At 39.6% G+C, this 15,342-nt stretch carries 14 protein-coding genes; all 14 read left to right on the top strand.

Features of this window, described 5'->3' with window-relative positions; genetic code table 11:
• The 14 genes from ACTQXY_RS04275 to ACTQXY_RS04210 all read left to right on the top strand — a co-directional run bounded on the left by ACTQXY_RS04275 (window position 1) and on the right by ACTQXY_RS04210 (window position 15,295).
• Window positions 1-741, top strand: a complete 741-nt coding sequence (locus ACTQXY_RS04275) for a Stp1/IreP family PP2C-type Ser/Thr phosphatase (RefSeq protein ID WP_441658429.1) — start codon at window positions 1-3, stop codon at window positions 739-741.
• Window positions 738-2,822 carry a Stk1 family PASTA domain-containing Ser/Thr kinase gene (gene pknB / locus ACTQXY_RS04270; RefSeq protein ID WP_441658428.1) on the top strand — a complete coding sequence of 695 codons (2,085 nt, stop codon included), beginning with the start codon at window positions 738-740 and terminating at the stop codon, window positions 2,820-2,822. Before ACTQXY_RS04275 ends, pknB begins: the two co-directional genes overlap by 4 nt.
• 19 nt (window positions 2,823-2,841) lie before the next feature.
• Complete coding sequence (gene rsgA / locus ACTQXY_RS04265; RefSeq protein WP_441658427.1) at window positions 2,842-3,720, top strand: ribosome small subunit-dependent GTPase A; 879 nt, start codon at window positions 2,842-2,844, stop codon at window positions 3,718-3,720.
• Window positions 3,721-3,722: 2 nt separating this feature from the next.
• Window positions 3,723-4,382 (top strand): ribulose-phosphate 3-epimerase, encoded by a 660-nt coding sequence (gene rpe / locus ACTQXY_RS04260; RefSeq protein ID WP_441658426.1) that lies wholly within the window; start codon window positions 3,723-3,725, stop codon window positions 4,380-4,382.
• Window positions 4,375-5,040, top strand: a complete 666-nt coding sequence (locus ACTQXY_RS04255; protein WP_441658425.1) for a thiamine diphosphokinase — start codon at window positions 4,375-4,377, stop codon at window positions 5,038-5,040. The genes rpe and ACTQXY_RS04255 overlap by 8 nt, the downstream gene beginning before the upstream one ends.
• A complete protein-coding gene (locus ACTQXY_RS04250; protein WP_441658424.1) occupies window positions 5,037-5,882 on the top strand; it encodes a LytTR family transcriptional regulator DNA-binding domain-containing protein in 846 nt (281 codons plus the stop codon). Before ACTQXY_RS04255 ends, ACTQXY_RS04250 begins: the two co-directional genes overlap by 4 nt.
• Window position 5,883: 1 nt before the next feature.
• Window positions 5,884-7,191: a GHKL domain-containing protein gene (locus ACTQXY_RS04245; RefSeq protein ID WP_441658423.1), complete on the top strand. Its 1,308-nt coding sequence runs from the start codon at window positions 5,884-5,886 to the stop codon at window positions 7,189-7,191.
• 44 nt (window positions 7,192-7,235) lie between these two features.
• Window positions 7,236-7,556: a hypothetical protein gene (locus ACTQXY_RS04240; protein WP_441658422.1), complete on the top strand. Its 321-nt coding sequence runs from the start codon at window positions 7,236-7,238 to the stop codon at window positions 7,554-7,556.
• Between the two features lie 658 nt (window positions 7,557-8,214).
• Window positions 8,215-9,312: a redox-regulated ATPase YchF gene (gene ychF, locus ACTQXY_RS04235; protein WP_441658421.1), complete on the top strand. Its 1,098-nt coding sequence runs from the start codon at window positions 8,215-8,217 to the stop codon at window positions 9,310-9,312.
• Window positions 9,313-9,334: 22 nt separating this feature from the next.
• Window positions 9,335-10,201 (top strand): prolipoprotein diacylglyceryl transferase, encoded by an 867-nt coding sequence (lgt, locus tag ACTQXY_RS04230; RefSeq protein WP_441658420.1) that lies wholly within the window; start codon window positions 9,335-9,337, stop codon window positions 10,199-10,201.
• 77 nt (window positions 10,202-10,278) lie between these two features.
• Window positions 10,279-10,590, top strand: a complete 312-nt coding sequence (locus ACTQXY_RS04225; protein ID WP_441658419.1) for a zinc-ribbon domain-containing protein — start codon at window positions 10,279-10,281, stop codon at window positions 10,588-10,590.
• A gap of 3 nt (window positions 10,591-10,593) precedes the next feature.
• Window positions 10,594-10,971 (top strand): DUF2085 domain-containing protein, encoded by a 378-nt coding sequence (locus ACTQXY_RS04220; RefSeq protein WP_441658418.1) that lies wholly within the window; start codon window positions 10,594-10,596, stop codon window positions 10,969-10,971.
• A 146-nt stretch (window positions 10,972-11,117) separates the two neighbouring features.
• Window positions 11,118-14,654 (top strand): pyruvate:ferredoxin (flavodoxin) oxidoreductase, encoded by a 3,537-nt coding sequence (gene nifJ / locus ACTQXY_RS04215; protein ID WP_441658417.1) that lies wholly within the window; start codon window positions 11,118-11,120, stop codon window positions 14,652-14,654.
• Window positions 14,655-14,743: 89 nt separating this feature from the next.
• Window positions 14,744-15,295 (top strand): chorismate mutase, encoded by a 552-nt coding sequence (locus tag ACTQXY_RS04210; protein WP_441658416.1) that lies wholly within the window; start codon window positions 14,744-14,746, stop codon window positions 15,293-15,295.
• Window positions 15,296-15,342 lie beyond the last annotated feature (47 nt).

The following is a 15,342-nucleotide window of genomic DNA, read 5'->3' as shown; positions in this document are numbered from 1 at the left end:
ATGAAGACGTTTTCAAAGACAGATATTGGAAGAAAACGAGAGGTGAATCAGGATTACGTATTTGTATCCGATCAGCCGGTCGGGAATATTCCGAATCTTTTAATAGTTGCAGACGGTATGGGAGGGCATAATGCGGGGGATTACGCATCCAAATTTGTTGTGCAAGTCCTGAAAAAAGAGCTTGCAAAGAGCAGAGAGGATGGTCCTAGAGCAATGCTGAAAAAAGCGATTGCATCTGCAAATCATCAATTGATCGCAGAGTCCAAAACCGATGCAAAACTAGAGGGAATGGGAACAACATTAGTTGCTGCCACAGTGATTGAGCATACATTGTATTTTGCAAATGTAGGTGACAGCAGGCTTTATTTACTGAATGATGAGATTAGACAATTATCAAAAGACCATTCGTTAGTACAGGAAATGGTACGTCTTGGGGGGCTTAATGCAGAGGAAGCGAAACATCATCCGGATAAGAACATCATTACAAGAGCCATCGGAGTAAAAGAAGATATAGAGATTGATTTCTTTGAGTATCGCCTGAAAAAAGGAGATATTATTTTGATGTGTACAGATGGGCTGAGCAATATGGTGGAGGATGAAGAGATATTTCAGATTGTTCGCAGTTCCAGAGATGTTGTGGAGGCAGTGGAACAATTAATAGAAAGAGCAAATAGCAACGGTGGAAAGGACAACATTGGGGTTATTGTTGCAGAACCGTTTGCAGGTGAGGTGAGTATATGATTAAAGAAGGAGTTTTGATTGGTGATCGCTATGAGATCATGGGTAGAATCGGCACCGGAGGGATGGCGGATGTCTATAAGGGGAGAGATCATAAGCTGAATCGCTATGTCGCGCTCAAAGTATTGAAGCGTGAATTCAGAGAAGATGAATTATTTGTCAAAAAGTTTCAATCAGAGGCACAGGCAGCAGCAGGACTGATGCATCCGAACATTGTAAATGTATATGATGTGGGGGAAGACCGGGGACTGTATTTTATGGTCATGGAACTAGTAGAAGGAATTACATTAAAAGAATATATCCAGAAAAAAGTAAGACTGACACCGAAGGAAGTAATCAGCATTACACTTCAGGTATGTGCAGGTATTGAGGCGGCACATAACAATGGAATTATCCACAGAGATATCAAGCCGCAGAATATCATGATATCAAAAGAGGGAAAAGTGAAAGTGACAGATTTTGGGATTGCGAAGGCTACGACATCGAATACGATTAGTACCAATGCGATGGGATCTGTACATTATACATCTCCGGAACAGGCACGAGGTGGATTCAGTGATATCAGAAGTGATATCTATTCGCTTGGTATCACGATGTTTGAGATGATCACAGGAGAACTTCCGTTTGATGGAGAGACGACAGTGTCTATTGCAATCAAACATTTGCAGGAAGATATTGCCGCGCCTTCAGAATTGGTGCCGGATATTCCATATAGCTTGGAGCGAATTATTCTGAAATGTACACAGAAAAGTTCGGACAGACGTTACCAGAACATGGGAGAACTGATCAGTGATCTGAAACGTTCTTTGGTAGATCCTGAGGGAGATTTTGTCACGATCGCACCATTTGCAAATGTTGCGGACACCGTTGCAATCACACCGGATGAGTTGGAGCGCATTCAGAAAGAGGCGGCTTATGACGATGAGTACAACGATGAGGATTATGATGACAATGACGAATACGATGAAGAGGATGACGAGTACGATGAGTACGACGATGAGGACTACGAAAAAGGAAAACGCGGTTCTAAAAAGAAAGATTCAGAAGTGAATCCAAAGATGGCAAAGCTTATGAAGATTCTCACAGCCGTCGTAGCAGCCATTATTGTATTTATTCTTGTGTTTACAGTCGGAAAAGCAACCGGACTTTTGAAGTTTAATTCGAAAAATGTAGAGACGACAGACAATAAAAAAGTGGAAACTCCGAATTTTGAAGGAAAGACACTGGAGGAAGCAAAGGCGTTGGCGAAGAAAAAGGGACTGACTTTGGAGGTTGTAAAAGAGGCAACATCTACAAAATATGAAAAAGGAATTGTCTCAAAACAGATGACTGGAAAAGGAACATCGGTGAAAAAAGGTACGAAGATTCAAGTGTGGGTCAGCACTGGACTGGAGGGAGAAGAGATTACGATTCCTGATGTCAGTGGAATGTTTGAAGAAGAGGCGAAAGAAACATTGATTGCAAAAGGTTTTAAAAAAGCGAATATTTCGGTGGAACAGAAGCAGAGTGATAGCGTGGATACAGGATTAGTAATTTCGACAACACCAGAGGCAGATGCAAAAGCCGCAGAAGATACAAAGATAACAATCTATGTAAGTACAGGTGCAGGAAAAGTAACAGTGCCGAACTTGGTTGGAGAATCACAGGAAGAAGCAGAAAGTGCATTGTCAGAAGCTGGATTGAATGGAAGTGCTTCGGAAGAGTATAGTGATACCGAGGCTGGTAAGGTTATTAGTCAGGAGATTGATTCGGGAGAAAAAGTAGACAAAGGAACAACAGTCTCTTATGTGGTAAGTAAAGGAAAGAAACCAGAGGAAAAGGTTACCATGCCTCCAGTAGTAGGAGTATATCAAAGTAGAGCAGAATCTCTGCTTCGTGCAGCAGGATTGTCTGTTGGAAAAGTAACATCGGAATATTCGGATACAGATGCAGAGGGTGTGGTTATTTCTGCAAGTTTTAACGAAGGAGACAAATTAAATCCTGGTACCGTTGTAAATTTGGTTGTAAGTAAGGGAGCGAAGCCGTCGGACCCGGAGACACCAACGACACCGGATCAAGGTAACGGAAATTCATCGACACAATAGAAACAATAAGGAACTATTTATGCAGGGAAAGATAGTAAAAGGAATTGCCGGATTCTACTACGTTTACGTAGTAGAATTCGGTCTTTATGAATGTAAGGCAAAAGGAGTTTTCCGAAAAGAAAAGATAAAACCTCTTGTCGGAGACAATGTAGAAATTGATATTTTAGATGAGACAGAGAAAAAAGGGAATATCGTTGAAGTTTTGGAGAGAAAGAATGAGTTGATTCGTCCGGCAGTAGCAAATATTGATCAGGCGTTAGTCGTGTTTGCAGTGACCAAACCAAAACCACATTTCAACCTTTTGGATCGTTTTTTAATTATGATGGAAAGTAAGAGAATACCGGTTATCCTTTGTTTTAATAAGAAAGATATTGCAAAAGAACCGGAGATACACCACTTGAAAGAAATCTATGAGTCTTGTGGCTACCAGATGATTTTTACAAGCGCACTGGAAAAAGAGAATATTGAGAAAGTAAAACAACTGCTCCGTGGAAAGACAACAGCCATTGCGGGACCGTCCGGAGTAGGAAAATCTTCACTGATCAATATTTTTCAGCCGGATGCCAATATGGAGACCGGTACGATCAGTGAAAAGATTGAAAGAGGGAAACATACGACAAGACATTCAGAATTGATTTGTATCGAGGAGGATACCTATATTATGGATACGCCTGGATTCAGTTCTCTCTATACAAATGATTTTGAAAAAGAAGAATTAAAATATTATTTTACGGAATTTGAACCGTATGAGGGAAAGTGCAAATTTCAGGGATGTGATCATGTACATGAACCAAATTGTGCGGTGAAAGCAGCGCTCGAGGAGGGAAAGATACACCACATTCGATATGAAAATTATTTAGAAATGTACAACGAGTTGAAAGAGAAGAGGAGATATTAGTTATGATGATTTTAGCACCATCGATTTTGGCGGCAGATTTTAAAGAACTGGGGAAGGAGATCCAGACAATCGAAGAAAATGGGGCTCAATATCTGCATTTTGATGTGATGGATGGAATGTTTGTGCCGAGTATTTCTTTTGGGGTTCCGGTATTGGAGTCTATCCGTCCTGCTACGAAGCTTGTGTGTGATGCACACCTTATGGTGACAGAACCGATTCGCTATGTGGAAGCATTTGCAAAAGCAGGGGCGGATCTGGTCACGGTACACCTGGAGGCTTGTGAAGACATCAATGCGACAATTGAAAAGATTAGAGCATGCGGATGTAAAGTGGGCGTTTCGATCTGTCCGGATACACCGGTGATTTCAGTGAAAAATCTGCTGAAGAAAGTAGACATGATTCTGATCATGTCTGTACATCCAGGGTTTGGCGGTCAGGCATTTATTCCGGAATCATTGGATAAAATCCGTGAATTGAAAGCGATGATCGATGCAGAAGGGTTATGTGTGGATATTCAGGTTGATGGTGGAATCTATACACATAATGTGGAAAAAGTCATTGAGGCAGGAGCCAATGTGATTGTAGCAGGATCCGCTATCTTTAAGGGGGATACAGCAAATAATACAAAAGAAATGCTAGAGATTTTAAAGAGATATGAATAAAAAGGGATTGATTATCAGCGGTGGTACCATCAACACCTCGTTTGCATTGCAGACATTGAAGGAAGTACAGCCGGATTATATTATTGGAGTGGACAAAGGTTTGGAATTCCTCTATCAGAATCAGATAGTGCCAAGCCATATTGTCGGAGATTTTGACAGTGCGAATCCTGAAATCGTAAATTATTATAAAGAGCATACAACGGTTCCTATTCGAAAATTTAATCCGGTCAAAGATGCATCGGACACAGAGATTGCGGTGCGGCTTGCACTGGAGTTGAAGGTGAAAGAAATTTGGATATTAGGAGGGACAGGGACAAGGGTAGATCATGTTCTGGCAAATATTCAAGTGTTAAAAATACCGTATGATGCGGGAGTGGAAGCTTATATTGTGGATGTCTGTAATAAGATTTCTCTGATTGGAAAAGAGACATGCCTGAGAAAAGAGGAAGCTTTCGGGCCTTATTTTTCGGTGTTTCCGTTGGGAGGAATTGTGGAACATTTTTCACTTGAAGGGGCGAAATATCCACTTTGTGATCATACGCTCTGCCCATATGACAGCCTGTGCGTAAGCAATCAGATTCAGGACGAAGAAGTGAGGATTAATTTTCCGAAAGGGTTGGTAATATTGATGGAGACAAGAGATGAAAATTGTAAGTGACAGAAAGATACCATAATGTGGGTATAGAATTTGGGAGAAGAAAACATCCCATTACAAATTCAGAACATTTGGTGACAGAAGAATTGGTGTTTTACTCTGTGTTTGGTATGATGAGTGTGGTGATGAAAATGATGAAGTTTGCAGTTTGTGATGATGAACCTTTTATGGTAAAAGGAATTTCTCAATATATCTCAAAATATATGAAAGAGCAGCGAATTACCTCTTACCATATCGATAATTTTTCAAGTGGACGGTTACTTTTGGAAAGTGAGTGTGACTTCGATGTAGTATTTCTTGATATTCAAATGGAACAGCTAGATGGCATAAAAACAGCAAAAATATTACGCCAGCAGAAAAATCGAAGTCTTTTAATTTTTATAACTGTACTAAAAGAGTGTGTATTTGAAGCGTTTGAGGTGGAGGCATATGACTATCTGATTAAACCAATCGATTATGCATGTTTCAAACGAACAATGAATCGGACTATCGTAACTTTGGAACAACGGACATCACAATGTATTGTAATCCAGCGAGGAACTGCCTGTGAAGTAATACCATTTTCTGGAATTGTATACTGCGAAGTGCAGGGGCGAAAAATTTATATTCACGAAGAGAATGGAAAGGTTACAGATTACTATGATAAACTAAATAGTTTTGAGCGACGTGTTGATAGACGTTTTTTTAAATGTCATAGAAGTTACGTTGTAAATCTTGACTACGTTCGCGGCATTCATGCCGGGCAGGTTACATTACTACAAGGTAATACAATTCCTGTTTCCAGATTGCGAGAACGGGAATTGATTGAAACTCTTTTACGATACATGAAAGAAAAAAGAGGTTGATATGGATTATTTTAGTGTGTTTTTTGATAGTTTCTGTCTTATTGTACAAAGCACTATGCATCTTATTTTTGCAAGCCGAATTTTTGGGAGAAAATATGGGAAAGGATATTTTATGCTATATCCTTTCGTTCTCTTTGTTTTGGGATTTGCGGCTGCAAAAAGCACTACGATTAGCACAGTAGCAATCGGTATGCAGTTAATAATCTTATGTGCGTTAAATTGTGCTGCATTGAAAGTCCGCTGTTCTGTATCATTTGTTGCTGCAATTCTTGCAATTTATATCTCACAGCTTTCATTTGGAATGATTGGCTCTATAGAGACTGTTATATTTCCGCACTTTGTTGGGAAATTTTTATTGTATCCGTTGCTGGTTTTAGCAACGATGGCTGCTTTCACAATTTGCATATGCTGTTATGTTACGGTGTTAAAATTTTTATCATTCAAAGAAAACGAACAAACACCATATATTAGTCTGTTACTTCTTCCAGGATTATTTTTCTTTATCGCAGAATTATACATTCTCCATATGTCATATCGCCATTTGCCTTCCATACTTTCTTTAGAGGAAACTGGAAAACATGCTGGATTATTGTTCGTACAAGGGTTGGGACTAGTAGCGCTTCTTTGTACCTTGTATGCATACCGACGTATCTGTTCTGGATTTCAAGCACAGGCAGCACTGTTCTCAGTAGCACAAGCAGCTCAAGCACAAAAAACATATATTTCCGAGGCTCAAATGCGTTATGAACAGACAACGGCATTTCGGCATGATATTAGAAATCATTTATCGGTATTAGATGGGCTACTGAGCAATGGAAAGATAGAAGAAAGCCGGGCTTATCTAAATAAATTGAGAACTGCGTCAACTTCCTTGTGTTTCCCATATCAGACGGGAAACCCTGTGGTGGATATTCTGTTAGGGGAAAAACTTGGAATTGCAAAGGCAAATGGAATCAAAGTGGAAGTAGCATTGCTTTTGCCTAGGACCTGCGGTATTGATGATTTTGATCTATGCATTATCTTTGCAAATGCATTAGATAATGCAATTAACGCAAGTCAGTCTTTTGAAGGAGAAAAGTCGATTTATATCAATGGGCAACGGCAGGGAGATTTTTATATGTTGGAATTTCGCAATAGTTGTTTGGCAAATTCTCGGATTAAAATAGGAACAGGACTTTCTAATATTAAGACTGTTGCAGAAAAGTATCAAGGTGCAATGCTGATAGAAAAAGATGGTGGATATTTTTGCCTGAATGTGCTGCTAAACATTTCATTACAAGCAAATAACAATTCAAGACAAACTCATTGAATAGTTGGAAGAATACATTTATTCTCGAATCAGGAGGTGGTCTTATGAATATTCCTGCTGTTAATCACAATTATTTTTCTAATCGTCAAACACCATGCCCAAGTGCTGATGCAGATATAAAAATTAGAGCATTAGAGCAGAAATTGCAAGGATTAGAAACTGAGAAACAAAAAGCAGCTCAGCGTGGAGACGCGGAACAAGAGGAAAAATTGGAAAGACAAATTCAAGAAATTGAGAAACAAATTCAGCAACTTAGAAAACAGGAAAATAAAGAATTCCCCAAAGTGGTATCAGATGCTTCAAAACTACAAGAGGCTGCTGAAAAATCACCACATAGTGAACGGTGCATAGACGCCTATGCATAGGAATTAAAAGGCAAGTGCAAGTTGAACGGCGGTTTTGAATTATATTCAAGACCGCCATTTATATTACAAGAAATAGAGACACTTTAATAAGACGGTATGGGGGACGCTGTGTCCTGAACCAAAGCCTAATGCCCTCTTTCGCATACGACAGTATGCCTGAGATCCCTTTTGCTAGCCGGTAATAGCAGAATGCTATCTTTTCCCTGATCGGATTTACTTTCTGTATAATGGCAACTTTAAGCTCATTTTGTGAAAGTTGTTTATAACGATGCAAGCAAAAGTAGGTGACTGTGGATAAAACTGCGGAAACGCAAGAATTCTAAGATTGAAAAAATAGAGTCTTTGTGCTATAATTTGTACCTATGTTAGACTCTTTTTTGAAAAAAGAGTCTGGTAAGGGCATTTGCTAAAGAAAGGACAGCTTACATTTCGTAAGATTTTAATGGTTTTGTATGCATACACTACGACACACCTGTGTCACATGAGCAAGTATTAAAACAATAATGGATAGAGATGTTCATGTTACGGACGAACCCCTTGTAAAAGCTGTTCAGCAATTTTAAATATCTACACCCATAGTTGAAAAAGGTGTAATAGAAATATAAGGAAAGGCAGAAACCTGCATAAATCAAGGGTTTCTGGACAGGTAAAGATAAAAATGAAATTAGGCATCGTAGGTTTACCAAATGTAGGAAAAAGTACATTATTTAATTCTTTGACAAAGGCGGGAGCAGAATCAGCAAATTATCCATTTTGTACGATTGACCCGAACGTGGGAGTTGTAACAGTGCCGGATGAGCGTCTTAACGTACTTGGAGAGATGTATCACACAAAGAAAATTGTCCCGGCGGCGATTGAGTTTGTTGATATTGCAGGACTTGTAAAAGGAGCGTCAAAAGGAGAGGGACTTGGAAATCAATTTCTTGCAAATATTCGTGAAGTAGATGCAATTGTGCATGTGGTAAGATGTTTTGAGGACAGCAATATCGTGCATGTAGATGGAAGTATTGACCCGATTCGTGATATAGAGACAATTAATTTAGAGTTGATCTTTTCGGACATTGAGATGTTGGAGAGACGTATTGCAAAAGCGGTAAAAGTAGCCCGCAATGATAAAGCGGTAGCAAAGGAGTTAGAACTTCTTGAACGAATCAAAGCACATCTGGAAGAAAATAAGATGGCAAGAAGCTTTACTGTAAATGATGAAGATGAGCAGGCGCTTCTTGAAAGTTATAATCTTCTGACATACAAGCCGGTTATCTTTGCGGCAAACGTGACGGAAGATGATCTTGCAAATGACGGAGCTGACAATGAAGGAGTGCAGGCTGTCAAGGAATATGCAGAAAGAGAAGACTGCGAAGTGTTTGTCGTATGTGCACAGATTGAACAGGAGATTGCAGAGTTGGATGATGATGAGAAAAAGATGTTTTTGGAAGATCTCGGATTGGAAGAGTCTGGTCTGGAAAAACTCATCAAGGCAAGCTATAGTTTGTTAGGACTGATCAGCTACCTGACAGCAGGTGAGCCGGAGGTAAGAGCATGGACAATTAAAAAAGGAACAAAAGCACCTCAGGCAGCCGGAAAGATTCACTCTGATTTTGAACGTGGATTTATCCGTGCAGAGATTGTAAGCTATGATGATCTGATGGATTGTGGAACCTATACAGCGGCAAAGGAAAAAGGACTTGTCAGACTGGAAGGAAAAGAATATGTTGTGCAGGATGGAGATATTATTTTATTCCGGTTTAACGTGTAGGGTTTGAGAAAGAAGGAAGAAAATGACAGAGAGTATTAATTTCCCGAATCTGGGAATTCATTTGGAACATGTGGGACAAAAGATATCGGTATTTGGTTTTGATATTGCATACTATGGAATGATTATAGGGTTTGGTATTTTGGCAGGAATTTTGATGGCTGTAAAAGAGGCAAAGCGGACAAAGCAAAACCCGGAGACCTATTATGATCTGGCGCTCTATGCGGTTATTTTTTCCATCATCGGTGCCAGACTTTACTATGTGGTATTTTCGTGGGATTTGTATAAAGATGATTTGTTAAGTATTCTCAATCTTCGCGAGGGAGGGCTTGCAATTTATGGTGGAGTCATCGCTGCGATGATTACCGTGTTTGTGTTTTCGCGGATAAGAAAGATTTCTTTTGGGCTGCTTGTGGATACAGCAGGGCTTGGTCTGATATTGGGACAGATTATCGGCAGATGGGGGAACTTTTTTAACAGAGAGGCGTTTGGAGAATATACTAACAATCTGTTTGCCATGCAGCTTCCGGTAGATGCAGTTCGGGCATCGGATATCACACAAAAGATGCGGGAGCATATTGAGGTGGTTGACGGAATTGAGTTTATACAGGTGCATCCTACCTTTTTGTATGAGTCGGTATGGAATATCGGTGTACTCATAATCCTGTTATTATGGAGAAAGCATAAAAAATTTAATGGAGAAATCTTTTTGGTGTATCTGCTCGGATATGGTGTCGGAAGATTTTGGATTGAAGGACTTCGGACAGATCAACTGCAATTTTTCAATGGAGTTGCCGTATCACAGGTTCTTGCGGCGGTACTTGTTGTAGTGTCAGCAGTTTTATTAGTGGTGGGAAGAAAGAAGATTGTGCCAATTGAACAAAAAGAGTAGACGGATTGAAAGAAATTTGTTATACTTGGTGAAAAGAAGGGGATATCACTTACACAATTGGTATAGGAGGATGAGAGATGTATTGTAAAAATTGCGGAAAAGAGATTGACGACAATGTAAATGTATGCACATACTGTGGAACACCACAAGGACAGGGAGGCGTTGTGCAGTCATCGAACAATGACAGTGGGAATTTTGGATGGAGTGTTTTAGGATGCTGTATTCCGATCGTAGGCTTGATTTTATTCCTTGTTTGGAACAAAGAAAAACCGAATACTGCGAAAAAAGCAGGAATCGGAGCGATTGTTGGTGTGGTTCTCAGTATACTGTTCTATGTTATTATCTTCGTGATTGGAATCGGATCGGCAAGTATGGGATATTATTACTAAAAGATGCGCGCTTTTATTTATAAGTGGTTACCGATATTTTTTGGTTGTCACTGTAGAAAAGAACGATCATTTCATTTTCGAGGAGTCCAGTTTCCGATTTGTGCAAGATGTACAGGCGAATTGGTTGGCATGATTTTATTTTTCTGCCTGTGCGCATGGAACATACCAAATTTTGGGTTGACTGTTCTGCTGATGATACCGCTGCTCATAGATGGTTTCTTACAATTTTTGACTTCATATGAGAGCACGAACAGAAGAAGATTTGTGACAGGGCTGCTCTTTGGATATGCGTTTGCGTGCCTGTTCGTGAAAAGTATTTTGTTTGTATATCATGCAGGGTATGACAGCTTTTTGGAGCGTCACGGAATAGAAAAAAGATAATTATTGTGAGGGAAAAGTAGTGGAGAACTGCTTTTTTTTTTGTATTTTAAAAGAAACAAAAACGAACTAGACTTTTAACTTCGAAAGGACTATAATATCATATATGTCAAAATACAATTTTGAAAATTTGAAGGAGGAACAAACCAATGGGAAGAAAAATGAAAACCATGGATGGTAATCATGCAGCAGCTCATGCTTCATATGCATTCACAGATGTTGCAGCTATTTACCCTATTACACCTTCATCAGTTATGGCGGAAGCTACAGATGAATGGGCTACACAAGGTAGAACAAATATTTTTGGACAGACAGTTCAGGTTACAGAAATGCAGTCAGAAGCAGGTGCAGCTGGTACAGTGCACGGATCTTTAGCAGCAGGTGCTCTTACAACAACATATACAGCATCTCAGGGATTGCTGCTTATGATTCCTAATTTATATAAAATCGCAGGAGAACAATTACCGGGTGTATTCAACGTATCAGCACGTGCGTTAGCCAGCCATGCATTATCCATTTTTGGTGATCATTCTGACGTATATGCCTGCCGCCAGACAGGGTGTGCGATGCTTTGTGAATCAAGCGTACAGGAAGTTATGGACTTGACACCGGTTGCTCATTTATCAGCAATCAAAGGAAAGATTCCATTTATCAACTTCTTTGACGGATTCCGTACATCTCATGAGATTCAGAAAATTGAGACTTGGGATTATGAAGATTTAAAAGATATGGCAGATATGGATGCGATTGATGCGTTCAGAAAACATGCGTTGAATCCAAATCATCCTTGTCAGAGAGGTTCTGCTCAGAACCCAGATATCTTCTTCCAGGCAAGAGAAGCATGTAATCCATTCTACGATGCAATGCCGGCAATCGTTCAGGAATACATGGATAAAGTCAATGAAAAGATTGGAACAAACTATAAATTATTCAACTACCATGGCGCAGAAGATGCAGAACATGTAATTATCGCTATGGGTTCTGTATGCGATACAATCGACGAGACAGTTGATTATTTATTGGCAGCAGGAAGAAAAGTAGGTGTTGTAAAAGTTCGTCTTTATAGACCATTCTGTGCAGAAGCTTTGATCAATGCGATTCCAGAATCTGTAAAACAGATCACAGTTCTTGACAGAACAAAAGAACCAGGTGCACTTGGCGAGCCATTATACTTAGACGTAGTTGCATCATTAAAAGGAACAAAATTTGATGCAGTACCTGTATTTACAGGACGTTACGGATTAGGTTCTAAAGATACGACACCGGCTCAGATCGTTGCAGTATATGACAATACTGAAAAACAGAAATTCACAATCGGTATTGTGGATGATGTGACAAACTTATCATTAGAAGTTGGAGCTCCATTAGTTACAACACCAGAAGGAACAATCAACTGCAAATTCTGGGGACTTGGTGCTGACGGTACTGTAGGTGCTAACAAGAACTCTATCAAGATCATCGGTGACAATACAGATATGTATGCACAGGCTTACTTTGATTATGACTCTAAGAAATCAGGCGGTGTGACAATGTCTCACTTACGTTTCGGTAAGAGTCCGATTAAATCAACATACCTGATCAAACAGGCGAATTTTGTTGCCTGTCATAATCCATCTTATATTAACAAATATAACATGGTTCAGGAATTAGTTGACGGTGGTACATTCTTATTGAACTGCCCATGGGATATGGAAGGTATTGAAAAACATTTACCAGGACAGGTGAAGGCGTTTATTGCAAACCACAACATCAAATTCTATGTAATTGATGGTATCAAGATTGGTAAAGAGATCGGACTTGGCGGACGTATCAATACAGTTCTTCAGTCAGCTTTCTTCAAACTTGCAAACATCATTCCGGAAGAACATGCAATCGAATTAATGAAGGCAGCTGCAAAAGCTTCTTATGGTAAAAAAGGTGATAAGATTGTACAGATGAACTACGATGCAATCGATGCCGGTGCAAAACAGATTGTCGAGATCGAAGTTCCAGAGTCTTGGAAAAACGCTGAAGATGAAGGTTTATTTACACCGGAAGTAAAAGGCGGAAGAGAAGACGTTGTTGATTTCGTTAAAAATATTCAGGCAAAAGTAAATGCTCAGGAAGGTAACAGTTTACCAGTATCTGCATTTACAGAATATGTAGATGGTACAACACCTTCAGGATCATCTGCATATGAAAAACGTGGTATTGCAGTAGATATCCCTGTATGGGTACCAGAAAACTGTATCCAGTGTAATCGTTGTGCATATGTATGTCCACACGCAGTTATCCGTCCGGTTGCTTTGACAGAAGAAGAGGCAGCAAATGGTCCGGAAGGAATGAGCACAATTGATATGGTTGGAATGCCGGGAATGAAATTCTCTATTACAGTATCAGCTTATGATTGTACAGGATGTGGGTCATGTGCTAATGTATGTCCGGGCAAGAAGGGTGAGAAAGCTCTTGTTATGAAGAATATGGAAGAAAATGTTGAAAAACAAGACTTCTTCGATTATGGAAGAGAAATTCCGGTAAAACCAGAAGTAGTTGCAAAATTCAAAGAGACTACAGTAAAAGGAAGCCAGTTCAAACAACCACTTTTAGAGTTCTCAGGAGCTTGTGCAGGTTGTGGAGAGACTCCATATGCAAAATTAATTACACAGTTATTTGGTGACAGAATGTACATCGCAAACGCAACAGGTTGTTCTTCAATCTGGGGTAACTCTTCACCATCTACACCATATACAGTAAACGAAAAAGGACAAGGTCCTGCTTGGTCTAACTCATTATTTGAAGACAATGCTGAGTTTGGTTACGGTATGTTATTAGCTCAAAAAGCGTTGAGAAATGGATTGAAAGCAAAAGTAGAATCTGTTGCAGCTTCTGAAGAGGCTTCTGAAGAAGTAAAAGCAGCTTGCAAAGAATGGTTAGATACATTCAACTGCGGAGCTACAAACGGAACAGCTACAGATAACTTGGTTGCAGCATTAGAAGGTGCTGACTGCGAAGTTTGCAAAGACATTGTAAATAACAAAGACTTCTTAGCGAAAAAATCTCAATGGATCTTCGGTGGAGATGGTTGGGCTTACGATATCGGATTCGGTGGTGTTGACCATGTATTGGCATCCGGTCAGGACATCAACATTATGGTATTTGATACAGAAGTTTATTCTAATACAGGTGGACAATCTTCTAAAGCCACACCAACGGGTGCAATAGCTCAGTTTGCGGCAGGTGGTAAAGAAGTGAAGAAGAAAGATATGGCAAGCATCGCGATGAGCTACGGATATGTATATGTAGCACAGATTGCTATGGGAGCTGACTTTAACCAGACTGTAAAAGCAATTGCAGAAGCAGAAGCTTATCCAGGACCATCATTGATTATTGCTTATGCTCCATGTATTAACCATGGTATCAAGAAGGGTATGAACAAAGCTCAGACTGAAGAAGAATTAGCAGTAAAATCAGGATACTGGCACAACTTCCGTTTCAATCCTGCAGCAGAGAACAAATTTACACTTGACAGTAAAGCTCCAACAGAAGACTACAAAGAATTCTTAAATGGAGAGGTTCGTTACAATGCATTGGCAAGAATGAATCCGGAAAGAGCAGAAGAATTATTTGCAAAATCTGAAGAAGCAGCAAAAGAGAGATATGCTTACCTGAATAAGCTTGTTACTCTTTATGGAAATGATGCTGAATAATCAGAATCAATAAAAGATATAAAACTCCTGGTATAACAAACATATTGTTATGCCGGGAGTTTTTTGTACATGGTCAAAGGAGAAAAGAAATGTTAGATGATATCCGAAAAAAAATTGATGACATAGACAACAGCATGAAGCCATTGTTTTTAGAACGGCTGTCATGTTCAAGACAGGTTGCAGAAGGAAAGGCGAAGACAAAAGAAGAGGTATATGTGCCAAAGCGGGAAGAGGAAATTATAGCAGACAGATCAGAAGACACAGAAGGAGAAACGCAAGAGGCATACACTGCGTTTTTAAAAGACGTGATGCAGATTAGCAGGAGATATCAATATGGAATTTTAAAAGAACTGCAGGAAGAAGTTTTGAAAACAACGCTGAAAAGTGCAGGATTTACAGGAAAAGAGCCACATGAACGAGTGGTTATGAAATTTTGCTGCGAGAAAAAAGAAATGGGATTGTATATGCATATGTTGTATCTGAATCGGATAGCGGTAAGTGGAGTATCAGCAATGGAAGAGGGAAAGAAACTCAGTTGTGAACTTACGCTGGAGGGGAACGTGAACGAAGAAAATATGAGACGTATGATTTGCCAGTTTTGGAAAGAGACAGGTGCATTTGCTATCGTCAATTTAAAGTAGAATAAAAGAGTGGTATTTATTGATGATTTCGATAAATGCCACTCTTT

It is taken from the genome of Faecalimonas sp. LCP19S3_D12, from assembly GCF_052121495.1.
Lineage (GTDB): Bacteria > Bacillota > Clostridia > Lachnospirales > Lachnospiraceae > Faecalimonas.
Note: the sequence above shows the minus strand (reverse complement) of the source record. Positions and strands in the feature narration are given on the sequence as shown.